This window comes from Streptomyces sp. NPDC023527 (assembly GCF_055560115.1).
The window spans coordinates 140,283-164,165 of the sequence record NZ_JBVHJJ010000012.1 but is presented as its reverse complement, the minus strand read 5'-3'; the positions used below and the strand labels follow the sequence as shown (position 1 = coordinate 164,165).

Below are 23,883 nucleotides of genomic sequence, written 5' to 3'. Positions count from 1 at the left end.
ACCCGGTATGGGAGAGCGGCAATTCACGCCCTCCGCCCCCGAACTCCTGGTGGAGTCCGAAGGCGGCTCGCAGACGATGAGCCCCGGCCGGAGCTACGAGGTGGGGCGCGACCCCCTGTGCGACATCGTGCTGCGCGACACCCGTGTCTCCTGGCACCACGCCGTCCTGCGCCCGGTCGACGACCACTGGACGGTGGAGGACTCCGGCAGCACCAACGGCACCTGGACCGACGGCCGGCGCATCCACTCCCTGGACGTCGGCCCGGGCAGCGTGATCCGGTTCGGCAACCCCGCCGACGGCCCCGCCGCCGTCCTCAAAGGGCTCCCGCCCCCGACGCGCCGCCCGTCCTCCGTCTCGCTGCCCGCCGCCACCGGCACCTTCCGGCAGCCCACCTCCGTACGCCCGCTGCCCTCCCGCACCGTGCGCATCGGCCGGGGCGCCGACAACGACCTCACCGTCGACGACCTCGTCGTCTCCCGCAGCCACGCCGAGCTGCGCACCCTGCCCGACGGTGGCTACGAGATCGCCGACCTCGGCAGCCACAACGGCACCTACCTCAACGGCCGCCTCGTGCACCGTGCACCCATGCGCCCCGGGGACATCGTCGGCATCGGCCACTCCGCCTTCTGCCTCGTCGGCGACGAGCTCCAGGAGTACGTCGACACCGGCGAGGTCTCCCTCGACGTCCAGGACCTCTCCGTCCGTGTCGACAAGGGCCGCAAGGTGCTCCTCGACGACGTCTCCTTCCCCGTGGGCGCCAAATGCCTGCTCGGCGTCGTCGGCCCCAGCGGCTCCGGCAAGTCCACCCTGCTCAACGCCCTCACCGGGCTGCGCCCCGCCGACCGCGGCACCGTGCTCTACGACGGCCGCGACCTCTACCGCGACTACGCCGAGCTGCGGGCACGCATCGGGCTCGTACCGCAGGACGACATCCTGCACGCCCAGCTCACCGTGCGCCGCGCCCTCGGCTACGCCGCCGAGCTGCGCTTCCCCGGCGACACCGCCAAGGCCGAACGCCAGGCCCGGGTCGACGAGGTGATCGGCGAACTCGGCCTCGACCAGCGCGTCGACCAGCCCATCCACAGCCTCTCCGGCGGCCAGCGCAAGCGCGTCAGCGTGGCCCTGGAACTCCTGACCAAACCCTCCCTGCTCTTCCTCGACGAGCCGACCTCCGGCCTCGACCCGGGCATGGACCGGTCGGTGATGACCATGCTGCGCGGCCTGGCCGACGACGGCCGCACCGTCATCGTCGTCACCCACAGCGTCCTCAGCCTCGACCTGTGCGACCGGCTGCTCGTCCTCGCCCCCGGCGGCCGCACCGCCTTCTACGGGCCGCCCCCCGAGACGCTCCCCTTCTTCGGCTTCGGCCAATGGCCCGAAGCCTTCGAGGCGTTCGAGAACGACAAGGACCGGGACTGGTCCGGGCAGTACCGCGCCTCCTCGCAGTACCGCCGCTACATCACCGCCGCCACCGACCAGCCCCGCCTCGCGGCCGCCCCGGCGGCACCCGCGCCCGCGGCGCCCCTGAAGGCCCAGAGCTGGGGCGGCCAGCTGCGCACCCTGGTGCGCCGGTACACCGCCGCGCTGACCGCCGACCGCACCTTCCTGGCCATCATGATCGCGCTGCCCTTCGTCATGGGCGCCATGACCCGGGCCCTGGCCGGCAGCAGACTGACCTCCGAGACGGCGATGAACGCCCTGCTGCTCCTGTGCGTCGGCGGAGTCCTGACCGGCGCCGCCAACGCCGTCCGCGAGCTGGTCAAGGAACGCGCCATCTACCAACGCGAGAGAGCCGTCGGCCTGTCCAGATCCGCCTACCTGATGTCCAAGATCGTCGTCCTCGGCGCCATCACCGTCTGCCAGGCGGTCGTCCTGGCCCTCGTCGGCCTCTTCGGTGTACAGACCTCCGCGCCCCGCGGCAAAGGCGTGCTCCTGCCACCGCTCGCCGAGATCACCCTCGCCGTCGCGCTGTTGTCCTTCACCGCCATGATGCTCGGCCTGCTGGTGTCGGCCCTGGTGCGCAAGGAGGAGGTCACCATGCCGCTGCTGGTCCTCCTCGCCATCGTCCAGGTCGTCTTCTGCGGTGCCCTGCTCCAGCTCCACGGCGTGCCCGGCCTCGAACAGCTCGCCTGGCTCGTGCCCTCGCGCTGGGCGCTGGGCGCGATGGCCGGCACGGTCGACCTGGAGCACCTCGTCCCCGGCAAGCTGACCACCGACCCCCTCTTCGACCACGCCGCAGGCACCTGGCTGCTCGACATGGGCATGATGGTCGTGCTCTCGATCCTCCTCGGCCTCGCCGTCGCACGGCTGCTGCGCCGCCACGAGCCCGTCATCATGCGGAAGTGACGCAGGTGGGAGGCGCCTCCATGAACCCAGCCGCCGGGCCCGACGCCGCCTTCCGGCCCACCCACGTGGTGCCCCCGTACGGGCTGCCGACCTGGACGGCACCCGACGGCGCCGTCCCCGCGTCCCAGCTCGACCCGCTGCTGCCCGTCAGGCTCCTGGACCGCCGGGGCGACTGGGGACAGGCGCTGTGCTCCAACGGCTGGGCCGCCTGGGTCGACGCCCGGCTGCTCGTCGCCCTGCCGCAGACCCCGCCGACGGCCGCCGCGCCCCTCGCCCGTACCGCCGACGCCCGGCAGCTGCTCGGCCGCGTCGAGGAGACACTCGGCCGCTACCGGCAGGCCACCGAGGACCTCTCGGCGGGCCGCGTGGACGGCGAGACCTTCCGCGACACCACCCGGGGACTGCGCATCGGGGTGGTCGTCGACGGCGAGGCCGTCTGGCTCTACGACGCCGCGCACGACCGCTGGTGCTACTGCGACGGCTCGGCCATGACCACGTTCGCCGCGAACCGGCCCCGGAGCGCGGGCTGATGACGGCCGCCGGCCCGCCGCCCGGTGACCCCGTGGAGCGCCCCTCGGAGCTGGTCGGCCGGCGCATCGCCGCGTACCTGGTGGAGGGCGAGATCGGCCGCGGCGGCATGGCCGTCGTCTACCGCGCCCGCGACCTGCGTCTGGGCCGCGTCGTCGCCCTCAAACTGCTGGCGCCCGAGCTCGCCCGCAACGACACCTTCCGCAAGCGCTTCGGCCACGAGTCGCAGGTCGCCGCGGCCATCGACCACCCGCACATCGTCCCGGTCTTCGAGGCGGGCGAGGCCGACGGACTCCTGTACATCGCCATGCGCTACGTCGCCGGCCAGGACCTGCGCGCGCTCCTGGACCACGCCGGGCCGCTCTCCCTGACCGCCGCCTGCCGGATCGCCGCCCAGGTCGCCTCCGCCCTCGACGCCGCCCACGCGCACGACCTGGTGCACCGCGACGTCAAACCCGGCAACATCCTCGTCGCCGAGGGCACCGACAGCGACCACCCCGAGCACGTGTACCTCACCGACTTCGGCCTGACCAAGAAGTCGCTGTCCCTGACCGGCTACACCCGCGTGGGCCAGTTCGTCGGCACCCTCGACTACGTCGCACCCGAGCAGATCTCCGGCAAGCCCGTGGACGGCCGCTGCGACGTCTACAGCCTGGCCTGCGTGGTGTACGAGATGCTGACGGGCTCCCCGCCCTTCCGGCGCGACGACGACATGGCGCTGCTCTGGGCGCACCAGTACGACCCGCCGCCCCCGATCTCCGAACGCGCCTCCGGACTCCCGGCCGGCGCCGACGCCGTCCTGGCCACCGCCCTCGCCAAGGCCCCCGACGACCGGTACGACAGCTGCCTGAGCTTCGTGACCGCCCTGCGCCGGACCGGCGGAGCCACCCCGGCCGAACCCACGCCGGTGGCCTACGCGCCCACCCGGGTGGACACGGGCCTCGCGGCGCTGCCCGACGCATCGGCCCCACCACCGTCCCCGCCGCTATGGGCGCGCCCGATCTTCCCGGAGCCCTCGCCCTGACGGCTCAGCCGTCGGGCCCGCCCGCGGCCTCCGCCACGTCGCCCCGGCGCCGCACCCGCCGGGCCAGCAGACTGCCCACGAAGCCCGCCACCAGCCCCCACAGCAAGCCGAGCCCCATCAGGGCCCACAGCCTCGCGCGCAGCGACACCCCCCCACCGAGGCCGGCCAGGTCGCCCAGGCCCAGCAGCGACAGCCCGAAGCGGGCCGAGATCCGCGTCAGCAGCCCCACCACGAGCAACGTGACCGCCAGCGCCACCGCGAGCTGTACGGCGTGCTGCCAGGGCCGGGTGCGGGCGGAGGACCGTACGGCCGTGACGAACCCGGCGGCGAGCAGGGCCACCGCCGCCAGGACCACCAGCAGCCAGGCCCGCCCGTCGTGCTCGGCGAGGGAGGAGATGTCGACGGCCCCGCCCTTGCCGTCCGGCCCCCGTGCCACCGCCGCCAGCGCCTTGGGCACCGGCAGCCCGATGGAGCCCGGCACCCGGGCGTCCCAGGTGCCGCCGAGGCCGACGCCGAAGGCGAGCCAGGCCAGGTTGGGAAGCCCCAGCAGCAGCACGGCGGCCGTCTCCGCCGCATGGCCGCGCGTACACAGCACGACCACGCCGGCGACCAGGCCGAGCACCACATACCCCAGCAGGACCGCCAGCATCGCGAAGGCCGCGGGCCGGACCGGCTCCTGGAAGCGCAGCAGCCGCGAGGGCAGCGGCGTCTTGCGGGACACGGCCGTGGCCACGGCCAGCAGGACCAGCAGCCACAGCAGGCCGAGCCCCAGCGTGGGCCCGACGGCCGCGCGGAAGCCGATGCTCGGTGACACGCCCAGGGCGTCGCCGAGGTCCCCGAGATCGCCGAGGTCCCCCAGCTCCGTGTCGCCCAGGTCGAAGCGGAAGGTGTGCCGCGCGGCGAGCGAGACCAGCAGCAGGGCGAGCAGCCACAGTACGGCCGTACGGGCGACCCTGCCGAGCAGTTCGGCGCCGCTCGCCACCGCCCGGTGCCGCAGCGGAAGCAGGAAGAGCACGGCGATCACCACCGCGCCGGACAGCGTCACCGACAGCGGCACGACGGTCAGTCCCGCCGCCGTGTCGGCGAGGAAACCGGCATCGCCCGACAGCTCCACGGAACCGCCGACGGCCGCGACCACCGTCGCCGCCACCACGGCCGGGAACGCGCCGCCGGGCAGCCCGGCCGCCCCCGCGGCCCACAGGCCGAGCGCGGCGACGGCGAACATGACGGCCACTCCGGCGGCCACGGCCGCGAACGCCTCCCACCAGGCGCGCAGGCCGTGTCGCGGCGTCCCCGGTGCGGCCCTGGGTGGCTGGCTCACGCTGCCTCCGGACTCGTCGGCGGTGATCGGTGCGTGGTGCCCTCCCGACGGGCGTCGGGAGGTCCCGCAGCCCAACGTAAGCCCGCGGCCGCCGCGCCACCCGTCGGGCGCGACACGGACCGGCTCCCGCTTGCGGGGCGCCCGGGGTAGGGACACACAATGACCGACGGGGGTGGCAGAACGTGACAAAAGCATGGCAGAGGTAGGAAGCAGGGCAGAGAGAACAGGAAGAGCCAGAGCCCCAGCAGGGCAGAGAGAACAGAAGAGCAGAGCCACCAGCAGGGCAGAGAGCCGTCAACGCAGGAGAGGGCCCGTGTCGTCCGAACCACCGTCAGGAAACCGCCCCAGCGGCCCGCCGTCCGGACCGCTGTCCGGCCAGGGCTCCGGCCCCGGCGCCTCCCGGCCCCCGGAGCCCACCCGCCCCGACTGGCCGTCGGAACCCACCGTCCCCGGTGCCCCGTCCGGCCCCGGGCGGCCTCCGGAGCCGCCCGCCCCGCCCACGGGCGGCCACGGCACCCCCGCCCAGGGGCCCGGCGGCGGCCGGTCGCCCTGGTGGCGGTCCGCGCCGAAGGTCGCCATCGTCGCCGGTGTACTCGTCGCGGGCGCCGCGCTCGCGGTCTTCCTGCTCCGCTCGGACGGCGGATCCGGCGAGGTCTTCCTGCAGGCCGCCTCCGCCGAGGGCAAGGACCCCTTCACCCCTTCGACGGCGAAGGGCACCGGCTCCGAGGCGACCGCGTCCCCCACCCACGCCCCGTCCAAGACCGGCGGCACCCAGAGCGTCCCGGGCTCCACGCCCGGCCTCTACGGCGGCACCCAGAACGTCGCCGGCTGCGACGTCGAGCGGCAGGTCCGCTATCTGACGCAGGACCAGGCCAAGGGCCGTGCCTTCGCGAGCGCGGCCGAGATCGAGCAGGGCGCCATCGCCTCGTACCTGCGCGGCCTGACCCCCGTACAGCTGCGCGCCGACACCCGCGTCACCAACCACGGTTACAGCGACGGCTCCGCCACCGCCTACCAGGCCGTCCTCCAGGCCGGCACGGCGGTCCTCGTCGACGACAAGGGCCTGCCGCGGGTGCGCTGCGCCTGCGGAAACCCGCTCGGCCCGCCGGTCGCCGCCAAGGGCACCCCCAAGCCCAAGGGGCAGGCGTGGAGCGCCTACCGCCCCGGTGACGTGGTCGCGGTCGCGCCGGCCCCCGCCCCCATCGACACCATCGTCGTCTACGACCCCGGGACGGGGCAGTGGTTCGAACGGCCGGTGGGCAGCGACGGCGAGAGCGACCGGCCCGTCTCGCGCCCCAAGGACGGCATGTCGACGGCCCCGCGGTCGCCGGGCGGATCGAGCGAGTCCGAATCCCCGTCGGCGCCCTCCTCACCACCGTCCTCGGCCCCGCCCTCCACCTACGCACCCCCGTCGTCCGAGGCGCCGGGCCCGGCGTACGGGCCGCCCGCCGCCGGCGCCCGGCCCGGGGCGGCCACGTGACCCCGGCGCCCACCCGGGCCCGGCCGGCGCGAGTCCGGCGGGACTGAGCCCCCTCCGATGAGCGACTCGCCCGCCACCCCCCGGCAGATCCCGGCCGAGGCCGCCACCGGGCCGCGGCCGGGCCCGGCCGCGGCCCGGTGGCGGACGGGCCGCGAGACCCTGGCCTGCTGGGCCCTGATCGCCGCGGCACTGCTGTACAACGCCTGGCTGCTGGAGATCGTCCTGCCCACCGGCCTCGACCTCCGCCACTCCTACGTCAGCGAGCTCTACGCCGCCGACCAGCCCTTCCACGTGCTCTTCGGCGGGATCGAGATCGCCACCGCCCTGCTCGTCGTCATCGGCGCGCTGCCGCTGCCCCGCCGCCCGGGCACCGGCCGCCTGGCCGCCGCCGGCCGGTGGTCGCTGGTCGCCTTCGCGGTCGCGTCCGTGGCCGACGTGATCGTGCCGATGCGCTGCGCCCCCTCGACCAACGCCGCCTGCGAGGTGGTCAACCCCTGGCACACGACCACCAGCGGGCTGGCCCACGCGGCGCTCTTCGGCTCGATGGCGCTGCTCGTCGCCGCGGCCGTCACCGAGCCCGACCGATGGCCGCTGATCCGCCGCTGGGGGCCCTGGGTGCTGGGCGCCGCGCTGCTGACCGCGGTGTCCACGGTCGGGCCGCTGTTCGGCCACCCCGGCTGGCACGGCCTCCCGCAGCGCGCCCACCTCACGCTCGTAGGGGTGTGGCTGGCGCTCCTGGCGGCGGCGCTGCGGGCGCAGCGGCGAACCGGCCCCTGACCGGTCCGGGCCGGCGCGTCACCCCACCGGCGCGAGCGCCGGATCCGAGGCGATGGCGTCCGCGGCCTCCCTCAGCAGCGCCTCGTACCGCCCGGCCCGACCGTCCGCCGGGTCCAGGAGGTGGCCCGGACCCGTCAGGGCCAGCGCGGCGGCGCAGGGGACCGGCCCGGGGCACGTGACGGCGACGGCCAGGGATCCGCTGTCCGCCTCCTCGGCGTCGGGCGCGTACACGCACCGCCGGTCGTGCGGGGCGGCCAGGGCCCGGGCCAGGGCGCTGCCGGCCGGGCGGATCTCTCCGGTCGCCAGCCGCTGCGGGCTGTTGTCCGGGCGGAAGACGTGATGGACGACCTGCGCCCCCTCGGGGTGGGCGACGGCCAGCCGTACGCTCATGCCGCTGTGCGCCGCCAGCCTGTCGGCCCAGTTCATCGCGGCGGAGCGGACACGGTTGCCGTCCGGCGCTGCCGTGGCGGGCCGCAGCGGACCGGCCGGCCGGAGGCGGTCGGTCACCGGGTCGTGCCGGACCAGCCCCTCGGAGCGCAGCTCCTCCAGCAGCGCTCGGGCGGTGCCGGGCGGCAGCCGCAGGACGGTGGTCAGACGGCGCACGGGCACACCGTCGTCCGGATGCTGAGCCAGCAGCCGCAGTACGGCGGCGGTGCTGCCCACGAGTGCTCGGGACCGGTTCATGTGCGGAACGCTCCTCACTGTGACGACCCAGGCGGGCTGACAGGGGTGCGCGCGGTGGGGAACACCGCTCGGATCACCCTCTTCGCCCCAGGCTAGGAACGGCACCGCGCGGCAGGGTCAACCGACCGGGGGAAAAACCGGTGGAATCGCGGGCCCCCCGATCGGCCCCGCCGTCACCAGGCCGGCGCAACACGCGGGCGGAGGGGGACCGGCGGACGAAGGCGGGTACGGTGGACGCCCGGCCACCCAGCGGAACAACACGCGTCACTTCCACGCGATTTCGCGATATTTCCGGTGGTGGAGGGAACCATCAGTTCCATAAGGCAATCTCGTACACCACAGACGTACGCGCGTGCGTACAACCCGGACACTGGGGGCGGTACATGAGGCAAAGAGTGGCACAGCGGCGGTCGGTGGGCGTGCGGAGCGCCGCTGTGGGGTCCGTGATGGCGCTGGCGGCCGGGCTGGCGCTCGTCGCCGGCACCGCGGGACAGGCCGCCGCCATACCGGCAGCGGTCGGCGCGAAGGCGGCGGAGGGCTGCGGCGAATCCGCGCGCGACGCGGCGGCCGCCGCCTCGGCGAACGCCGCGGCGGCCGTCTCCGCCGAGCCCCCCGCCCTCACCGCGGTCGGCAAGGGCGCCGAGCGGATCTCCCACAGCCTCCCCGCGCAGGCCCCCATCGGCCTGTGGACGAACTCCTCCCTCACCCTGCGCACCCCGGTCACCAAGGGCACCGTGCGCCTGGACATCGACAGCCACGGCTTCAGCACCGCCTCCCTGATGGTGCAGCGCTACGAGCCGAAGACCCACCGCTGGGTCGACCTGGCCTCCGCGCCGAGCGACGAGAGCAGCCCGACCCACGGCGTCTTCACCTTCCCGCTCACCGCCACCGCGAGCGCGGACCACCCGCACACCGTGGCGCTGCGGTTCCAGGACCTCGACCGGCCCGGCACGTTCACCGTCACCGCCTCCGTCGCCGACGGCAAGGGTCACACCTACCGCGCGGCCGCCCGTACCACCACCGCGACCCGGCCCGCCGTCTCCGTCAGCGGCTGGCGCAACGGCACGAAGCTCACCCGCGGCGGCGCCGCCGGCGAGTTCACGATGACGGTGAAGAACACCACCGACCGCGCCTACCCCCGGCTCTTCGCCTCCTACTTCGCCTACGGCGCCGGCAACGCCCACGCCCTGACCCCCAAGGACCTCGTCCTCCAGCAGTACCTGCCCGGCCGGGGCTGGGAGCGCGTCGGGCTCGTCGCCGGCGGCTGCGACCCCGGCATGAGCGCCAAGCTCCGACCCACCGTCAAGGGCCCGCTCGCGCCCGGCGCCAGCGCCGCCTACCGGCTGCGGGTGGCCGTCGCGCCGTCCGCTCCCCGCGATGTCACCAGCGCGGACGCCGGAGTGTCGGCCGGCAACGGCGACCTGTCCTTCTTCTCGCGGAGCCTGCCCTTCGCGATCAACGGCGGGAAGTGAGCGCCGGCTGAGCCGGCGGGCCGGCGGACACCCGCCGGCCCGCCGTCCTCACAGCCCGAGCGCGCCGTCCGTACGGTCGAAGGCCGCCCAGCGCTCCACGGCGAACTTCGCGCCCTCCCGCCGCACCTCCGCCGCTCCGTGACCGGGCAGGTGCGCGGGGAAGACCAGGGCCCGGGTATCGGCGGCCTCCTCCAGGATCCGGCGGCGCGAGCGGGTCGCCTGCTCCTGATCCTCGCTCAGGCACGTGTCGCAGTCCGGCTCGGCGAACTGCAAGGGGCTGTGCACCAGGTCACCGATGAACAGAGCCCGGTCCGAGCCCGATGTCAGCCGCACCACCGACGACCCGGGCGTGTGCCCCGGCGCCGGCTCCAGGCTGAGGTTGCCGTCGATGCGGTGACCGCCCTCCCAGAGCACCATCCGGCCCTCCCGGTGCACCGGCGCCACACTGTCCTCGAACATGTCACCGCCGGCCCGCGCCACACTGACGTCCCCGAGGACGCCGCGCTGCGTGTGGTTGTTGGCCGGGTTCCAGTAGTCGAAGTCGGCCTTGTGGACGAGGTACGTGGCGTTGGGGAACGTCGGCACCCACGCGCCGTCCACCAGCCGGGTGTTCCAGCCGACGTGGTCGGAGTGCACATGGGTGTTCACGACGACGTCCACGTCCTCCGGGCGGACCCCGGCGGCGGCCAGCCGGTCCAGGAAGCCCGACCGCATGTGCGACCAGACCGGCATGTCCGGCCGGTCCTTGTCGTCGCCGACCCCGGTGTCGACGAGAATCGTCCGGCCCTCGCTGCGCAGCACCCAGGTCTGCACATTGGCCACGAGCTGGTCGGTCTGCGGAACCCAGAAGTCCGGCGCCAGCCAGGACTCGTTCTCCTTCCACATCCGAGGGGTGCTGCCGGGGAAGATGGCGGTCGTGGGGGAGATCGGCGCGTGCCATTCCACGACGCGGGTGATGTCCACGTCGCCCAAAGTGATCGTCTGCATGTCCAAGACGCTAGACAAGGGAAACGAGACGGCCAATAGGCAATCGTGCCCTGTCTATACGTCATCGTCTCGCCGGAGGTGGACGTGAGGGGACACCTGGCGTAGGGCCCGGCGCCGGGCGCGCCCGGCTCGGGACGCATACTCGACCTCATGGATGTACTCAGCGACGCCGTCGCCGCGCTGCGCACCGGCCGCCCCTACTCGGCACTGACGGTCCATCAGGGTGCCTGGCGCACGGACGTGGAGCCCTTCGCCGGCGCCGGGTTCCACGTGGTGCTGGAGGGGACCTGCCTGTTGCTGCCCGCCGACGGCGGGGAGCCGGTGACGCTCGTCGCGGGCGACGCGGTGTTCCTGCCGCACGGCACGGCCCACTCGCTGACCGACTCCCGTGCGTCCGCCGTGCTGTTGTGCGGTGCCTACCAGCTGGACCAGGCCCGCGCCCACCCGCTGCTCGCGGACTTCCCCGAGGTCATCCACCTGCCGGGCCGGGACGGCCGGCACCCCTCGCTGCGCGCGACGATCACCCTGCTCGGCGACGAGCTGCGCTCCCCGGGAGCGGGCACCGACATCGCGGTCCCCGCACTCCTGGAACTGCTGCTGATCTGCCTGATGCGGGCCTGGTACGAGGAGCGGTCCGCCCGGCCGGGCACGGGCTGGTGCCGGGCCCTGGCCGACCCCGCCGTGGGGGCCGCCCTGCGCGCCCTGCACAACGACCCGGCGCGGCCCTGGACGGTGGAAGGGCTCGCCGACCGCGCGGGCATGTCCCGGGCCGCGTTCGCCCGCCGGTTCGCCACCCTGGTCGGCCGGCCGCCGCTGACGTATCTGACCTGGTGGCGGCTGACGCTCGCGGCCAGGCTCCTGCGGGACTGCGACGCGCCGCTCGCCACCGTCGCCCAGCGCATCGGCTACACCTCGCAGTTCGCCTTCGCCCACGCCTTCAAGCGCGCGTACGGCGTCCCCGCCGGCCGCTACCGGCAGGACCGCCGTGCGGACCACCGGCGCATCAGCGACTGGGAGATGGCGACCACCACCGACCTGTCCGGCGTCAGCTGAGCCGGTACGCGCTGTCGGGGACGTCCGTGACGAACATGTGCCCCGGCGCGTGAGTGATCGCGAACGGCGGGTCGGATGCCCTCAGGGCGGCCTGCGGGGTGACGCCGCAGGCCCAGAAGACCGGCACGTCACCGGAGTGGGCGAGGACCGGATCGCCGAAGTCCGGCCGGTCGAGGTCGGCGATGCCGAGCCCCGCCGGATCGCCGCGGTGCACCGGCGCGCCGTGCACGGCTGGCATACGGGCGCTCACCTCCCGCGCGGTGTCGACGAGCGCGGCGGGGATCGGGCGCATGGAGACGACGAGCGGCCCGTGCAGCCGCCCCGAGGGCCGGCAGGCGCGGTCGGTGACGTACATCGACACATTGCGGCCCTGTTCGATGTGGCGCAGGGGCACGCCGGCGTCGAGGAGCGCGCTCTCGAAGGTGAAGCTGCACCCGATGAGGAAGGCGACGAGGTCGTCCCGCCACTCCCCGGTGACCTCGGTGGGCTCGGAGACCAGCCGCCCGTTCCGCCACACGCGGTAGCGGGGCAGGTCGGTGCGGAGGTCGGCGCCGGGCGCGAGGGAGGTCGTGGGGACGCCCGGGTCGGTGACGTCGAGGACGGGGCAGGACCGCTGATTGCGCTGGGCGAAGAGCAGCACGTCGTACGCCCAGTCCTCGGGCACGGCGATCAGATTGGCCTGCGCGCGGCCGGCGGACCAGCCGGACGTGGGCTCCGCCCGCCCCGCGCGGAAGGCGGCCCGCGCCTCGGCCGGGGGCGTGAGGGCGGGCGGTCGGCGGTGGAGGGCGGCGGTCGTTCCCATGGTGCACCTCGCAGAGGTCTCACAGAGGTCGGGCCCGGCCCGGGGGCCGGGGCGTCGACCGGGGCAACTACCAAGAGCGTAGGGATTGTTCAACAATCCGGCAAGGGGTCGGGGAGGGTGCCGATGAACGAATGGACACCAGGGTTGATCGACCGTTGATCGATGGTTGATCGCACCCTCTTAGGGTCCCTTTGTAACCTGCCGGCCGGACGGCCGGTGCGTCTACTGGAGGAGGGATCCCATGGAGAGCCTGTTCGACCTGGATGTGGAAGGCATCTCCGTACCGTCGTTCGACGAGACAGCTGCGGCCGACCTGCCCGGCCCCGCCCCGCACACCCCCGTCACCGGGCGGGTCTGCGACCCCGACTCGGGCTGGGGCCGCTAGCCACGCCGAGCGCGTGGTCGAGGCGTACGGCGCCGGGTCGGTCGGTGCCGCGGAGGGCGCGGAAGGAGAGGCGGACGGTGCCGTGGGACAGCGACGGCGGACACGGACGGACCGGAACACGCGGGGGCGACCAGGGGACGGGAACAGACATGATCGGACGACGGAGAGCGGCCGTCCTGTCCGCGGACATCGCCCAACGGCTCACCGACCCGCGCCAGGTCCGCGAATGGCTGCCCTACCAGCAACACCCCGCACGCGCCCTCACCTTGAACGACGGCATGCCCGGCATCGCGCTGCTGCACCTCGAACGCGCCGGCACCGACCGCCGCGCCCCGCACACCGCCCACCGCTGGCTGAGCGACGCCGTCGCCCTCGCCCGGCACACCCCGGACGACACCCCGGCCGTGACCCCCGGCCTCTACCGGGGAGTGCCCGCCCTGTCCTTCGCCATGACCCGCGCCGCCCTCGTCTCCGGCCGCCCACTGGTGGCCGCGGAACGGCTCGCCGGGCACGTCAGGACCTACGCCCGCGCGCTCGCCGCCCGGGAACGACGCCGCCGCCCCCAGGACGGCGCGTGCGTGAACACCGGGACGTACGACGTCATCTCCGGCCTCGCGGGCCTCGGCGCCCACCTCCTCGACGCGCGGCGGCCCGGCTGCGCCGCGCTCGCCGAGGTCCTGACCGCGCTCACCGGCCTGACCGAACCGCTGCGCCTCGACGGCCTTACGCTGCCCGGCTGGTGGACCGCGCAGCTCCGCAAGAGCCTCACCACCGCGACTCCCGGCACCGGCCACGCCAACGCCGGTCTGGCACACGGCGCCCCCGGCCCCCTGGCCCTGCTCGCCCTGGCATGGGAGGCCGGGGCGACCGTGCCCGGCCAGGAACGGGCCATGCGGGTCCTCGCCGAATGGCTGATGGCCATCCGGCGCCCCGACGACGAGGGCGGCTGGTGGCCCCGCACCATGGTCCTCGGCCCCGACGGAACCCCCGTCGCCGACGAGACGGCACCCGGCCGGCCGTCATGGTGCTACGGCACCGTGGGCATCGCCCGCGCCCTGTACCTGGCGGGCCGCGCGCTGGACGTCGTCGAGTGGCGGGAGACCGCCGTCGCCGCCTGGCGGGCCGCCCTCGCCCGGGCGCGGCACGCCTACGACGGTCCGGTGGCCGGCCGGCTCACCGACGCCGGACTGTGCCACGGCTGGAGCGGAGTGCTCCAGGCGACCTGGCGCATGGCCGACGACACCCAGGACGCCGCCCTGCGCGCCGAACTGCCCTGGCTGGCCGAGCGGGTCCTGGACCTCGCCGACATCGACGACCCGTTCGGCATGGTGCCGCCGCTGACGTACGGCGACCTCACCAGCGACCCGGCCGGCTTCCTCACCGGCGCGGCGGGCGTGGCCCTCGCCCTGCACACCTACGCCACCGACACCGCGCCGGCCACCCACTGGGACCGGGCCCTCCTGCTGGCCTGAGCACCCGGCGGCGGGCGGTGCCGCGGAGAGGACGCCACCCCTGAGCGTCCGGCCCCTGACGGTCCGGGGGTTCGGAGCGGGCCCGTCACCGCTCCCGGTGGACGGCCAGCAGCGCCGCGTCGTCGGAGAGTTCGCCGCCCGCGTAGGCCAGCAGGTCGGCCACCACCTGGTCCAGCAGCGCGCCGGGAGCCGTCTCCGGCATCAGGGCCAGCCGCTCGGCCAGCGGATAGAAGATTCCCGCCGCGTTCCGCGCCTCGGTCACCCCGTCGGTGTACAGGAGCAGCAGCCCGCCCCGCTCGAACGCGAAGGCGCGCCGGTGGTACGCGTCGCCCACCAGCTCCAGCAACCCCAGCGGCGGCTCCGGGACAGGGGACTCCACCTCGGTCACCCGGCCGTCGCGGCGCAGCAGCGGCGGCAGGTGACCGCAGTTGACCATCTCCGCCGGACCACCGGACTCGGGAACCCCGATCAGGACCGCGGTCACGAACTCCTCGCGCGGACGGCGCCGGAGCATGGCGGCGTCCAGCCTGCGGGCCACCGCGGCCAGATCGGCCTCGACCTGGGCGGCCTCCCGGAACGTGCCCAGCACGTCGGCCGCGGTCTCGACGGCCGACAGTCCCTTGCCCCGCACATCGCCGACCAGCAGCCGCGTCCCGTACGGCGTCGACAGGGCCTCGTACAGATCACCGCCGACCCGTGCCTCGGCCGCCGCGGCCAGATACCGCACCGCCGTCCGCAGCCCGCCGATCCGCTCCGGCGGCGGGCGCAGCAGCGTGCTCTGCGCCGCCTCGGCCACGGACCGGGACTGGAGCAGCTCCCGCTCCCGCGTCGCGACCAGCACGACATTGGCGGCGCAGATGCAGGTGACGGCCAGCACCGTGAAGCCCGACGTCAGGTGGACGGCGAGCGGGACCTCGCTGTCGGACAGCGCCAGCAGCGGCACGATCACCAGCGTCGCGGCCAGCCCGGCCACCAGCGGCACCCGCGCCCGCCGGGTGCCGATGCCGGCGAGCACCGGCGCGGTGGCGAGCACGGGCGACACGGTCAGCTCCGGGTCCGACACCACGTCCGTCACGACGGCGACACCGAGCAGCGCGTACGCGGCCACGACGAGCCGGAACGCGCGGCGGGGGAGGCGGGGCGCCTTGGCGGGGCCGATACCGACGAGGTCGTGCGACATGGTTGCGCCCACCATAGGGACCCCCGGCCGCCGCCCGGCCACGACAGGGCCCGGCACGCGGGCACTCGGCGCTCACCCTGCCCCGTACGGGTGAGGCCCGGGCAGTTCTCCACGGGCCCGCGTCCACCGGCCGCTATCACGGGAGCCACGCCACCTGCGGTTTCCCTTGGACGCAGCTTCGAGACGAGGAGTACCTGTGACCACTGTTCCGGCCATCGACCACCGTGCCACCGGCTACAGCCCGACCCACGCTTACTGGCTGGCCCGTGCGGCCGACCTCTCGTACAAGGACGAGGACACCATCGCCGCCGAGGCCAAGAAATGGGGCTTCGGCAGGATCCGCCACCACCGGACGGCGTTCAAGCCGCCGTTTCCGCTGGAGGACACCCAGGCGTACACGGCGGCCGGCGACCACATGATCATCACCGCCTTCCGGGGCACGGAGCCGGCCCAGATCCGCGACTGGCTGTCGGACGCCACCACACCGCCGTCGCCCGGCCCCGGCAACAAGGGTTTCGTCCACTACGGCTTCGCCCAGGCCCTGGACTCGATCTTCTCCCAGGTGAAGGAGACCCTCGCGGAGTTCCGCGACAACGACCAGACCGTGTGGTTCACCGGCCACAGCCTCGGCGGCGCCCTGGCGATGCTGGCCGGGGCCCGTCTGCACTTCGAGGCCCCGAACCTGCTCGCGGACGGCGTCTACACCTTCGGCCAGCCCCGCACCTGCGACCGCGTCCTGGCCGGCGCGTGCGACAAGGCGTTCACCCGGCGCACCTACCGCTTCGTCAACAACAACGACATCGTCCCCCAACTGCCGCCCGAGCCCGTCTTCCACCACGTCCAGACGCTGCGGTACATCGACGCCTCCGGGAGGATCCGCGAGTCCATGCCCCTCCTGGGCGGTCTGGCCGACCGTGCCAAGGGCCTGACCGCGGACGCGTTCGCGCCCGCGAGCGACGGCGTCCGGGACCACTCCATGCGGAACTACCTCGCCGCCCTGGAGAAGAACCTCTCCTGACCCGGTCCACCCCCTCCGCGTCTCCTCGGAGTCCCCTCGGACGAAATACGTCGTGGCCTTCGGGACCCGCCGACGCGCCGGCCGTGCCACGGCGGCTGTTCCTCCTTGCGCAGCAGGAACCCGCCGATCGCGAGCAGGTCGATGCCGGTGCGCCGGAGGCACGCGTACGCCTCCCGGGGCGTGCTGACGACGGGCTCGCCCCGTACGGCGAACGGCGTGTTCCCCAGCACGGGGCGCCCGGCGCCCGCGCCGCTCGCGCTAGGCCAGATCGTCCCAGGTGACGGCCGGGCTGCCGGCGCGCAGGGCGAAGTCCACGGCAGGGTTGCGCACCGGCCATTTCAGCCGCAGCCAGCAGGGGATCGTGGCGGGAATCCCGTCGTCGCCCGCCAGGTGCCAGAAGGTGTTGGAGTCCTGCCGCGCGAAATAGGGACAGAAGAAGGAGACGACCAGGGTGACGCGCCGTCCTTCGGTGACGGGGGTGACCGCGTGGAAGATGCGGCTGCCGTGGAGAAAGAGCGTCGCCCCGCGTTCCCCGCACGGCGCCTCACGGATCCGCGGGTCGTCCCGCGCGATGCCCGGGAATTCGTCCGTACGCCCCTGGAAATAGGTGAAACGGCCGCCCTCGTAGTCCTCGTAGCCGCTCAGCTGGATCGTGAAGACGTAATCCATGCCGTCGCGGTGCCACCGCACGATTTCCGGCCGCCCCCGACCGTTGCTGTAATTGATCTGGGCGGTGGGGAGGCGGAGCGGATGCGGGATCAGCGGGACCCCGGCCAGCCGTGAGCAGACGAGCAGGAAATTCCGGTCGCGGATCATGTTGTTGAGGAACGGCGACAGCAGATCGGCGCTCCGCAGCCGCCGCGTCGCGATGAACCCACTGGACCGGGCGGCCCCTTCGAGCGCCTCGCACACCTCGGTGAGCCGGCCCAGCCCCTCCTCGGTGAGGATCCGCGCCGGCCCCACGACGGCCGTGTCGTCGACCCGCCCCTGCCAGCTGCTGAGTTCGTCCGGTCCGTAACCGAACTCCCGCAGCGACACGCGCGGTCCGTCGGCGTCCCGCGCGACGAACTCGCTCCGCCAGGGCGGCTCGGCGGGCAGCTCCGCGCCACGCCGTGGCGTACGGGCCCGCAGGGCGTGGGAGAGCTGCTGGAATCCGGTGGGGGTTCTCGGGAGGTCGAGCGCGCTCGCCTTGCCACTCCTCGTCGAGGCCGTGGGCATGAGGGCATCTCCTTCAGTGGGAGAAGGCTTCGGCTGACCGTTGAGTATTTATTGCCGGAGCCCGGCCCCCACAAGACTCGGAACGCGCCAGCCTCCGGGACGCAGGGGTGGTCGAGCCCCCGGCCGGGAACCCCGCTCCCTGTCGGCGACGGGGCGGCCCGCGTCAGCCGCGCGCGGCGCACCCCGCTCACGGCAGGGTCAGGATGCGGGGTCCCTCGTCGGTGATGGCGACCGTGTGCTCGATGTGTGCGGCTCTGCTGCCGTCGACGGTGCGCAGCGTCCAGCCGTCGGGGTCCGTGCGGTAGTCGTCGCGGCCGCCGGCCATGAGCATCGGTTCTATGGCGAGGACCAGGCCGTGCCGCAGGGGGAGGCCCCGGCGGGGCCGGCCGCGGTTGGGGACGGCGGGATCCTCGTGCATCTGCCGGCCGATGCCGTGCCCGCCGAACTCGGTCGGCATGCCGCAGCGGGCCGCGCGGGCGACGCCGCCGATGGCGTGCGAGATGTCGCCGATGCGGTTGCCGACGGTGGCGGCGGCGATGCCCGCCTCCAGCGCCGACCGGGTGGCCTCGATCAGCGCGCTGTCGGCGGCGCGCGGCGTGCCGACCGTGAAGCTGATCGCCGCATCGCCCGTCCAGCCGTCGAGCCGTGCCCCGCAGTCGATGCTGACCAGGTCGCCGTCGCGCAGGCGGTAGTCGTCGGGGATGCCGTGGACGACGGCGTCGTTGACCGACGCGCAGATCACCGCGGGGAAGGGGGTGGGCGCGAAGGACGGCCGATAGCCCAGGAAGGGGGACGTCGCCCCGGCCTCGTCGAGCACCGCGCGGGCCGCCGCGTCCAGCTCCCGCAGGCCGACCCCCACGGCCGCGGCGGCACGGGCGGCCGCGAGCGCGTGGGCCACGACCCGCCCGGCCTCGCGCATCGCGTCCAGTTCCGTATCGGTCTTGATCTGCACCATGTCCGGCGGCTCCCTCTGGCACTCGGGTCGACACTCGGGTCGAACCAATTCTTATACCGGTATTAGTATCACGGTCATGGTGAGAACTCCTTTGACCCCGTGGGAACACCGACGCGGTGAGGCCTTCGGCCTGTTGCTCCGCCAGGCCCGGGGCGAGCGCAGCATGGTGGAGATCGCCGCGGCGGCCGGCCTGTCCGCGGAGACCCTCCGCAAGATCGAGACCGGCCGGGCGCCGACCCCCGCCTTCTTCACCGTGGCGGCCCTGGCCGCCGTGCTCCACCTGTCGCTGGACGAGCTGGCGGTTCTGGCGGCGGCCGGCGCCGACGCGGCGCCGGCCCTCGCGGAGGCGGGGTCGGCCGTAGGAGCCGCCGGCTGAAGCCGGGGGAGCCGCCCCGGTTCACCGGGCCCAGACGCCTTGCGCCGCCGTCGACTCGACGTAGTCGCGGAACGGACGCGGTGCCCGGCCGAGGGCCTGCCGCACGCCGTCGCTCACATAGTCGTCCGCGCCCCGGCTGATCCCGTCGAGGAAGTCCGCGACGGCCTCGGCGTCCGCCACGGGTACGCCCGCGCCGGTGAGCCCGGCCACGTACGCGGCCGTCTCCTGGTGCTGGTGGCGGATCACGCGGCCCGTGGCCTCGCCGATCAGCGCGAGGGCCTGCCCGAAGGAGAGCGGCTCCGGGCCCGACAGCTCGTACGTGCGGCCCGCGTGAACGGTGTCCGTGAGGGCGGCCACCGCGACGTCGGCGATGTCCTCGGCGTCGATGAACGGCTCGCGGCCCTCACCGGCCGGTGTCGACACCTCGCCCGCCAGCACCTCCGGCAGGAAGAAGTCCGGCGCGGCGAAGTTCTGCGCGAACCAGCACGGGCGCAGGACCGTCCACTCCAGCCCCGAGCCCCGAACGGCCGCCTCGGTCGCCGGCACCCCGTCGTGGTCGATGCCGCGGACCGACAGCTGCACCAGCCGCCGGACACCCGCCTCCTTCGCGTACGCCACGAAGTCCGCCCGCTCCGGCAGGCCGAGCGTCTCCGTGGGCACGATGTACGCGGCCTCCGCGCCGGCGAGCGCCGGCTCCCACGTGGAGCGGTCGGCCCAGTCGAACCGGGTGGTGCCCGTGCGCGAGGCCGCCCGGACGGTGTGCCCGAGGTCGCGGAGGCGGGGGACGATGCGGCCGCCGGTCTTGCCGGTGGCGCCGAGTACGAGGATCTCTGTCATGCCCGCCAGTCAACCGGCGGCCGGGCGGCGCTTCCATGGCCGGGACGCCGCACCACATGTGTGAGCGTCCGAGACCGTTCGGGAGCCGCCGCGGGCGGGTCGGCGATGTCCGGGTGAACATGTGGCCGCCGCCGAGGTGGGCCGGCCCACCGGGGGTAGGTGTGTGGGGTGTCATCGGTCGGTGACGGCCGCGGCATGCCGCCGTCAGCCGGCCCGCTTCCAGGAAAGGCAGGAGACATGGCGGACAACGACCTGGGACGGTTGCTGGGAGGGCTGCTCGGCGGCGGCGAAGGCGGCGGCGCAAACCTCCTCGGCACCCTCCTCGGCACGCTCGGCAGCGACGGGGGCGGCAATCCGCTCGCGGGCCTGCTCAACCAGCTCCGCGACGGTGGCCTCGGCCCGAAGGCCGACACCTGGGTGGGCACGGGCGCGAACGAGCCCGTCAGCGGCCCGGAGATCGCACAGGCCCTGCCCACCCAGACCCTCAACCACGTCGCGCAACAGGCGGGCATCGCCCCGGAGGAGGCCGCCGACCGCCTCGCCGAGGTCCTGCCGGAGGCCGTCGACAAGCTCACCCCGGCAGGTCAGGTGCCGCAGGGCTCGCTGGATGACGTCATCAAGGGGCAGTAGCGCGGGAGCGCCCCGCGCGCGGCGCCCGGGGAGAAAACCGGGCGGCCGCCGAGCTCGTACCCCTGCCGCGCCGGACGACGTCCACCGCTTGGAAGAACGGCGGTTTTTGACGCCCTGTCGTACCCAGGAACCCCGACGACGCGTCAGCGGAAGCTCCGACACCGTCCGGCGTGGCGTCATGGCGATGACGCCACGCCGGACGGCTGCCACCCGTTTCCGGGCAGGCCGTCAGCCGCGGCGCTTGCCCGAGGTGGAGACCGCGCCCGCGCCCTCCGCGAGCTTCCACTCGCGGTGCAGGGAGCCGAGCGGAATCGGCTTCTGGAAGATCGGCGTGTCGAAGATCTTCAGCTGGACCTGGAGGGCCCCGCTCAGATCGAAACCGCCGAAGGCCTTCCACTTGCCGGACGCGGAGGCGCTGCCGTCGAGCGCCCCGGTGGCCTGGCCCTCCCCTTCCGCCCGCAGGTACGGGGCGAGGTCGGCGTTGACCCCGACCGTCCCGTACAGACCCAGGCTCGCCTCGGCACCGAGGGCGGCCTTCACCTTGCCCGCCGCCGTCACCGTCGCCCGGGGCGAGGTGGCCGACAGGGTGGAGGTGTTGACCGGCGTCCAGCCCTTGCCGCGCGTGTAGTCGCCGCCGACGCGGAACCCGCCCTTGAGGTCCTGCTTGATGTCGACGGCGATCCGGCCGTCCGCGTCCACCTGGAGGTAGCACGTCAGGCCGACGTTGACGACGACCGGCACCGGGCCGACCTGGATGACGGGCGCGGCCTTGAGCTTGGCGAAGGGCACCCGCAGCGGCTTGGCCTCCGTGGAGGCGGCGGCCTGCCCCTTGAGCTCCCAGCCGGACGTCCAGTCGCCGGACAGCGACAGCGACGCGGTACCGGGCGAGCCGAAGCCGGACCCGCCCCGCCCGTCGTACGCGAAGTCGACCTCGGGGGCCAGCTGGACGAACCCCGAGGCCGACGCGGCGGCGGACGCCGGGGCGCCCTTCGCGGTGGCGATCGAGGTGCCCACGTCGATCCGCAGGCTGCCCAGCGGCAACTTCGCGCCCTTGGGCCCGAAGCGCACGTCGCCGGTCTTCGCCCAGGAGACCTTCGTGCCCTGGACGAGCGGCTCGACGGTGACGGCGGAGGGGTCGACGGGCACCCGGCCGTCGGCCTTGGAGTCGCCGAGCAGCGCGCCGAGAGTGGCCGGGGAGGTGTTGACCTCGGTGCCCTTCTCGGTCTTGCCCAGCACCTGGGTGACCTTCGCCAGGACGCCGTCCGGAGCGCCCGGCGTGGGCGCGCTGGCGATGATGTCACCGACGGCCACCGGGGCGTTCCGCTCCTTCGCCTCCGCGCCGGCGGTGGACGAGGAAGCGGGGGCGGGGGTCGTCGGGTGCGCGGCGGAGGGCTTCTTCGGCGCCTTCGCCGCACCGGATATGACGGCCCGTCCGCTGTGCCGGTCGTAGGAGGCGACCTTCAGCGAGGACTTCTCCGCCTGCCGGCCGCCACCGGCCGGGTGGGCCACGGCACTCGGCGCGGCGGCACCGTCAGGTGCCGCCTTCACGGCGAGCTGCTGCCCCGCTGCCACCGGCGGTGTGGCGGCCACCGGCTCCGTACGGCCGGCGGACTGCGTGCCGGAGGGGCCGGCCGCCGAGCACCCGGCGACCAGCAGGGAAGCGGCGGTCAGAGCGGGTAAAGCGATGGTTCTGCGCACGTTGGATCCTCGAAGGGCGTGAGGTGGGGGCGGGCCGAGGGAGACGACACCTTCGGACCGCGTCACACGGCATCGGGCGAGTTGGGTACCCGCCGGTAATGATTTGCAAGATCATGCCATGCGGCCGGCCACCGCCCGGACGATTCACCGGCGCCCCCGGAGTGATCTGGGTCATAAACGGCGGCCGGAACGCGTGCGGCGCGCGACCCGGACGCGCCGGGATCGCGCGCCGCGCCAACTGCCGCCGCGAGGCGGCCCGTCGGCCGGAGCGGGGGCCGGTCTACGGCACCGGAGCGTCCGTGAGGTCGGTGACGAACTTCCGTACGCGCCCCCGGACGACCGGCGTCACGCCATGGATGAGCTGCGCGCCGTAGGCGATCGCCACGCCACGGCCCGCCTCGGTGACCCAGCGGGTCCTGGGCGTGGCCGCGAGCCACCGGACCTCGTGCTCGTGCGGTCCCGCGGCCAACTCGTGCGGCACACTGCGGGCCAGCGGGGTGCCCGCGGCATAGCCGTCCGCCTCACCCAGTACGATCGCGGTCCACGGCGCCGCGTCGGCCGTGGTCTCGACGTAGAACAGGCCGCCCTCCTCGGCCTCGGCGATCACCACACCGATGCGGCCGATGCGGCGCGGCGCGGTCCGCGCACTGGTGATGCCGTCCAGGTGGGTGGGGACGCGCTGACCCTCCGTCAATTCCGTGTAGCCCCAGTGCGAGGCCGCGGCGATGGACGGCATGGTGCGACGGATCGCCGGCAGGGCGCGGGCGGTGGCCTGTGCGAGGATCTCCTGGGCGAGAGCGGGCGCGGGCAGGACCTCGGCCTGACCGCGCGGCCGCCACCCGGCGGCCTCACTGTCCATGATCTTGACGAGCCGCGTCGTCTCCTCGGCGGTGAGGAAGTCCTCGACCGTCTGGATGGCCAGGGTTTCACTGATGTGAATCATGCTGCCTCCTCGGGCTGGTCCGTCACACGGCGCTGACGCCCACCACGGTTCACGCCCCCGGCGCCCAGCAGACGGGCGCACGCGGGGCGCGCGGATGCGCTCGCGCGGCGCACATCCGACGCCCGCCGGCACGGATCGCCGTCCGGTCACTCCCGGGCAGCCCCCGCACCCCATCGGAAGCACCGATCGAAAGCGACCCCTGACATGCGACCTTCCCTCTTCACCGTCGACCTGCCCGGCCCCGGCCGGCTCAGCACCATGGCCAAGCCCCGGGGCGGGGACTGGCTCCAGGACGAGATGAACGCGCTGAGCGCCGCCGGCGTCGACACCCTGGTCTGCGCGCTCACCCCGTCCGAACTCGACGAACTCGGACTCGCCCACGAAGCCGTGGCGGCCGCGGCCGCGGGGCTGCGGTTCGTCGCGATACCGATCCCCGACCGCACCGTCCCCGACCGCGCCGCCGTCCTGCCCGTCCTGCGCGAACTCGCCGGACGGCTGGAGGAGGGCGCGCACGTGGTCACCCACTGCCGCTACGGCATAGGGCGCGCGTCCCTGCTCGCCGCCGCGCTCCTCATCCTGCGCGGCGTCGAACCCGACACCGCCTGGAACCGGCTCGAAGAGGCCCGCGGCCTCGCCGTGCCCGACACCCCCGAACAGCGGCGGTGGACGGTGGACCTGATCCGGACCGCCCCCTGA

Annotated in this window: 24 protein-coding genes; 13 read left to right on the top strand and 11 right to left on the bottom strand. The window is 74.3% G+C overall.

Features of this window, described 5'->3' with window-relative positions:
- The first annotated feature begins 7 nt into the window (after positions 1–7).
- The 3 genes from ACZ303_RS23860 to ACZ303_RS23850 are packed head-to-tail and all read left to right on the top strand — an operon-like array spanning position 8 to position 3,899.
- Positions 8–2,347: an FHA domain-containing protein gene (locus ACZ303_RS23860; protein WP_467342150.1), complete on the top strand. Its 2,340-nt coding sequence runs from the start codon at positions 8–10 to the stop codon at positions 2,345–2,347.
- 20 nt (positions 2,348–2,367) lie between these two features.
- Complete coding sequence (locus ACZ303_RS23855; protein ID WP_467342149.1) at positions 2,368–2,877, top strand: hypothetical protein; 510 nt, start codon at positions 2,368–2,370, stop codon at positions 2,875–2,877.
- Complete coding sequence (locus tag ACZ303_RS23850; RefSeq protein WP_467342147.1) at positions 2,877–3,899, top strand: serine/threonine-protein kinase; 1,023 nt, start codon at positions 2,877–2,879, stop codon at positions 3,897–3,899. The genes ACZ303_RS23855 and ACZ303_RS23850 overlap by 1 nt, the downstream gene beginning before the upstream one ends.
- A gap of 4 nt (positions 3,900–3,903) precedes the next feature.
- On the opposite strand, the gene ACZ303_RS23845 is transcribed toward ACZ303_RS23850, so the two are convergent.
- Positions 3,904–5,220 carry a streptophobe family protein gene (locus ACZ303_RS23845; protein ID WP_467342145.1) on the bottom strand — a complete coding sequence of 439 codons (1,317 nt, stop codon included), beginning with the start codon at positions 5,218–5,220 and terminating at the stop codon, positions 3,904–3,906.
- Positions 5,221–5,533: 313 nt separating this feature from the next.
- On the opposite strand from ACZ303_RS23845, the gene ACZ303_RS23840 reads away from it, so the two are divergent.
- Both ACZ303_RS23840 and ACZ303_RS23835 read left to right on the top strand, forming a co-directional pair.
- The gene (locus ACZ303_RS23840; RefSeq protein WP_467342143.1) at positions 5,534–6,700 is read left to right on the top strand and encodes a DUF6777 domain-containing protein; all 1,167 of its coding nucleotides are present in this window, start codon (positions 5,534–5,536) and stop codon (positions 6,698–6,700) included.
- A 57-nt stretch (positions 6,701–6,757) separates the two neighbouring features.
- Positions 6,758–7,477 carry a DUF998 domain-containing protein gene (locus tag ACZ303_RS23835; protein ID WP_467342141.1) on the top strand — a complete coding sequence of 240 codons (720 nt, stop codon included), beginning with the start codon at positions 6,758–6,760 and terminating at the stop codon, positions 7,475–7,477.
- 18 nt (positions 7,478–7,495) lie between these two features.
- Here the strand turns inward: ACZ303_RS23835 and ACZ303_RS23830 are convergent, their stop codons facing one another.
- A complete protein-coding gene (locus tag ACZ303_RS23830; protein ID WP_467342139.1) occupies positions 7,496–8,161 on the bottom strand; it encodes a helix-turn-helix domain-containing protein in 666 nt (221 codons plus the stop codon).
- A gap of 434 nt (positions 8,162–8,595) precedes the next feature.
- On the opposite strand from ACZ303_RS23830, the gene ACZ303_RS23825 reads away from it, so the two are divergent.
- On the top strand, positions 8,596–9,633 hold the full coding sequence (locus ACZ303_RS23825) for a hypothetical protein (RefSeq protein ID WP_467342137.1): 1,038 nt from the start codon (positions 8,596–8,598) through the stop codon (positions 9,631–9,633).
- 48 nt (positions 9,634–9,681) lie between these two features.
- On the opposite strand, the gene ACZ303_RS23820 is transcribed toward ACZ303_RS23825, so the two are convergent.
- Positions 9,682–10,620: an MBL fold metallo-hydrolase gene (locus ACZ303_RS23820; RefSeq protein WP_467342136.1), complete on the bottom strand. Its 939-nt coding sequence runs from the start codon at positions 10,618–10,620 to the stop codon at positions 9,682–9,684.
- A gap of 150 nt (positions 10,621–10,770) precedes the next feature.
- On the opposite strand from ACZ303_RS23820, the gene ACZ303_RS23815 reads away from it, so the two are divergent.
- On the top strand, positions 10,771–11,673 hold the full coding sequence (locus tag ACZ303_RS23815) for an AraC family transcriptional regulator (protein ID WP_467342135.1): 903 nt from the start codon (positions 10,771–10,773) through the stop codon (positions 11,671–11,673).
- On the opposite strand, the gene ACZ303_RS23810 is transcribed toward ACZ303_RS23815, so the two are convergent.
- Positions 11,666–12,475 (bottom strand): putative hydro-lyase, encoded by an 810-nt coding sequence (locus ACZ303_RS23810; protein ID WP_467342134.1) that lies wholly within the window; start codon positions 12,473–12,475, stop codon positions 11,666–11,668. The genes ACZ303_RS23815 and ACZ303_RS23810 overlap by 8 nt on opposite strands.
- 241 nt (positions 12,476–12,716) lie before the next feature.
- Between ACZ303_RS23810 and ACZ303_RS23805 the strand changes: the two genes are divergently transcribed.
- On the top strand, positions 12,717–12,860 hold the full coding sequence (locus ACZ303_RS23805) for a hypothetical protein (RefSeq protein ID WP_467342132.1): 144 nt from the start codon (positions 12,717–12,719) through the stop codon (positions 12,858–12,860).
- Between the two features lie 149 nt (positions 12,861–13,009).
- Positions 13,010–14,332 carry a lanthionine synthetase C family protein gene (locus ACZ303_RS23800; protein WP_467342131.1) on the top strand — a complete coding sequence of 441 codons (1,323 nt, stop codon included), beginning with the start codon at positions 13,010–13,012 and terminating at the stop codon, positions 14,330–14,332.
- 85 nt (positions 14,333–14,417) lie between these two features.
- Here ACZ303_RS23800 and ACZ303_RS23795 read toward each other — a convergent pair whose 3' ends face one another.
- Entirely contained in the window at positions 14,418–15,512 is a 1,095-nt protein-coding gene (locus ACZ303_RS23795; RefSeq protein ID WP_467342130.1) for a PP2C family protein-serine/threonine phosphatase, read from the bottom strand.
- 196 nt (positions 15,513–15,708) lie between these two features.
- On the opposite strand from ACZ303_RS23795, the gene ACZ303_RS23790 reads away from it, so the two are divergent.
- Positions 15,709–16,530 (top strand): lipase family protein, encoded by an 822-nt coding sequence (locus ACZ303_RS23790; protein WP_467342128.1) that lies wholly within the window; start codon positions 15,709–15,711, stop codon positions 16,528–16,530.
- Here ACZ303_RS23790 and ACZ303_RS23785 read toward each other — a convergent pair.
- From ACZ303_RS23785 to map, 3 genes are all read right to left on the bottom strand, one after another.
- A complete protein-coding gene (locus tag ACZ303_RS23785; RefSeq protein WP_467342127.1) occupies positions 16,497–16,760 on the bottom strand; it encodes a carbamoyltransferase C-terminal domain-containing protein in 264 nt (87 codons plus the stop codon). The two genes, ACZ303_RS23790 and ACZ303_RS23785, sit on opposite strands and share 34 nt — an antisense overlap.
- A 28-nt stretch (positions 16,761–16,788) precedes the next feature.
- Entirely contained in the window at positions 16,789–17,748 is a 960-nt protein-coding gene (locus ACZ303_RS23780) for a hypothetical protein (RefSeq protein WP_467342125.1), read from the bottom strand.
- Positions 17,749–17,935: 187 nt separating this feature from the next.
- Entirely contained in the window at positions 17,936–18,703 is a 768-nt protein-coding gene (gene map, locus ACZ303_RS23775) for a type I methionyl aminopeptidase (protein ID WP_467342123.1), read from the bottom strand.
- A 76-nt stretch (positions 18,704–18,779) separates the two neighbouring features.
- Here map and ACZ303_RS23770 point away from each other — a divergent pair, with 76 nt between their 5' ends.
- Positions 18,780–19,079, top strand: coding sequence for a helix-turn-helix domain-containing protein (locus tag ACZ303_RS23770; RefSeq protein WP_467342121.1), 300 nt, complete (start codon positions 18,780–18,782; stop codon positions 19,077–19,079).
- 21 nt (positions 19,080–19,100) lie between these two features.
- On the opposite strand, the gene ACZ303_RS23765 is transcribed toward ACZ303_RS23770, so the two are convergent.
- Positions 19,101–19,916, bottom strand: a complete 816-nt coding sequence (locus ACZ303_RS23765; RefSeq protein WP_467342119.1) for an NAD(P)H-binding protein — start codon at positions 19,914–19,916, stop codon at positions 19,101–19,103.
- A 195-nt stretch (positions 19,917–20,111) separates the two neighbouring features.
- On the opposite strand from ACZ303_RS23765, the gene ACZ303_RS23760 reads away from it, so the two are divergent.
- Positions 20,112–20,546 (top strand): YidB family protein, encoded by a 435-nt coding sequence (locus ACZ303_RS23760; protein WP_467342117.1) that lies wholly within the window; start codon positions 20,112–20,114, stop codon positions 20,544–20,546.
- Between the two features lie 228 nt (positions 20,547–20,774).
- On the opposite strand, the gene ACZ303_RS23755 is transcribed toward ACZ303_RS23760, so the two are convergent.
- Positions 20,775–22,244 (bottom strand): hypothetical protein, encoded by a 1,470-nt coding sequence (locus ACZ303_RS23755; RefSeq protein ID WP_467342115.1) that lies wholly within the window; start codon positions 22,242–22,244, stop codon positions 20,775–20,777.
- A 280-nt stretch (positions 22,245–22,524) separates the two neighbouring features.
- Positions 22,525–23,187, bottom strand: coding sequence for a hypothetical protein (locus tag ACZ303_RS23750; protein WP_467342114.1), 663 nt, complete (start codon positions 23,185–23,187; stop codon positions 22,525–22,527).
- Between the two features lie 204 nt (positions 23,188–23,391).
- On the opposite strand from ACZ303_RS23750, the gene ACZ303_RS23745 reads away from it, so the two are divergent.
- On the top strand, positions 23,392–23,883 hold the full coding sequence (locus tag ACZ303_RS23745) for a phosphatase domain-containing protein (protein ID WP_467342112.1): 492 nt from the start codon (positions 23,392–23,394) through the stop codon (positions 23,881–23,883).

Bases quoted from the DNA above. Each gene is read 5' to 3' on its own strand.
- ACZ303_RS23765 (WP_467342119.1), bottom strand. From the start codon at position 19,916: ATGACAGAGATCCTCGTACTCGGCGCCACCGGCAAGACCGGCGGCCGC.
- ACZ303_RS23770 (WP_467342121.1), top strand. From the start codon at position 18,780: ATGGTGAGAACTCCTTTGACCCCGTGGGAACACCGACGCGGTGAGGCC.
- ACZ303_RS23830 (WP_467342139.1), bottom strand. From the start codon at position 8,161: ATGAACCGGTCCCGAGCACTCGTGGGCAGCACCGCCGCCGTACTGCGG.
- ACZ303_RS23835 (WP_467342141.1), top strand. From the start codon at position 6,758: ATGAGCGACTCGCCCGCCACCCCCCGGCAGATCCCGGCCGAGGCCGCC.
- ACZ303_RS23800 (WP_467342131.1), top strand. From the start codon at position 13,010: ATGATCGGACGACGGAGAGCGGCCGTCCTGTCCGCGGACATCGCCCAA.
- ACZ303_RS23805 (WP_467342132.1), top strand. From the start codon at position 12,717: ATGGAGAGCCTGTTCGACCTGGATGTGGAAGGCATCTCCGTACCGTCG.
- ACZ303_RS23760 (WP_467342117.1), top strand. From the start codon at position 20,112: ATGCCGCCGTCAGCCGGCCCGCTTCCAGGAAAGGCAGGAGACATGGCG.
- ACZ303_RS23750 (WP_467342114.1), bottom strand. From the start codon at position 23,187: ATGATTCACATCAGTGAAACCCTGGCCATCCAGACGGTCGAGGACTTC.
- ACZ303_RS23820 (WP_467342136.1), bottom strand. From the start codon at position 10,620: ATGCAGACGATCACTTTGGGCGACGTGGACATCACCCGCGTCGTGGAA.
- ACZ303_RS23780 (WP_467342125.1), bottom strand. From the start codon at position 17,748: ATGCCCACGGCCTCGACGAGGAGTGGCAAGGCGAGCGCGCTCGACCTC.
- ACZ303_RS23795 (WP_467342130.1), bottom strand. From the start codon at position 15,512: ATGTCGCACGACCTCGTCGGTATCGGCCCCGCCAAGGCGCCCCGCCTC.
- ACZ303_RS23810 (WP_467342134.1), bottom strand. From the start codon at position 12,475: ATGGGAACGACCGCCGCCCTCCACCGCCGACCGCCCGCCCTCACGCCC.
- ACZ303_RS23860 (WP_467342150.1), top strand. From the start codon at position 8: ATGGGAGAGCGGCAATTCACGCCCTCCGCCCCCGAACTCCTGGTGGAG.
- ACZ303_RS23855 (WP_467342149.1), top strand. From the start codon at position 2,368: ATGAACCCAGCCGCCGGGCCCGACGCCGCCTTCCGGCCCACCCACGTG.
- map (WP_467342123.1), bottom strand. From the start codon at position 18,703: ATGGTGCAGATCAAGACCGATACGGAACTGGACGCGATGCGCGAGGCC.
- ACZ303_RS23815 (WP_467342135.1), top strand. From the start codon at position 10,771: ATGGATGTACTCAGCGACGCCGTCGCCGCGCTGCGCACCGGCCGCCCC.
- ACZ303_RS23745 (WP_467342112.1), top strand. From the start codon at position 23,392: ATGCGACCTTCCCTCTTCACCGTCGACCTGCCCGGCCCCGGCCGGCTC.
- ACZ303_RS23850 (WP_467342147.1), top strand. From the start codon at position 2,877: ATGACGGCCGCCGGCCCGCCGCCCGGTGACCCCGTGGAGCGCCCCTCG.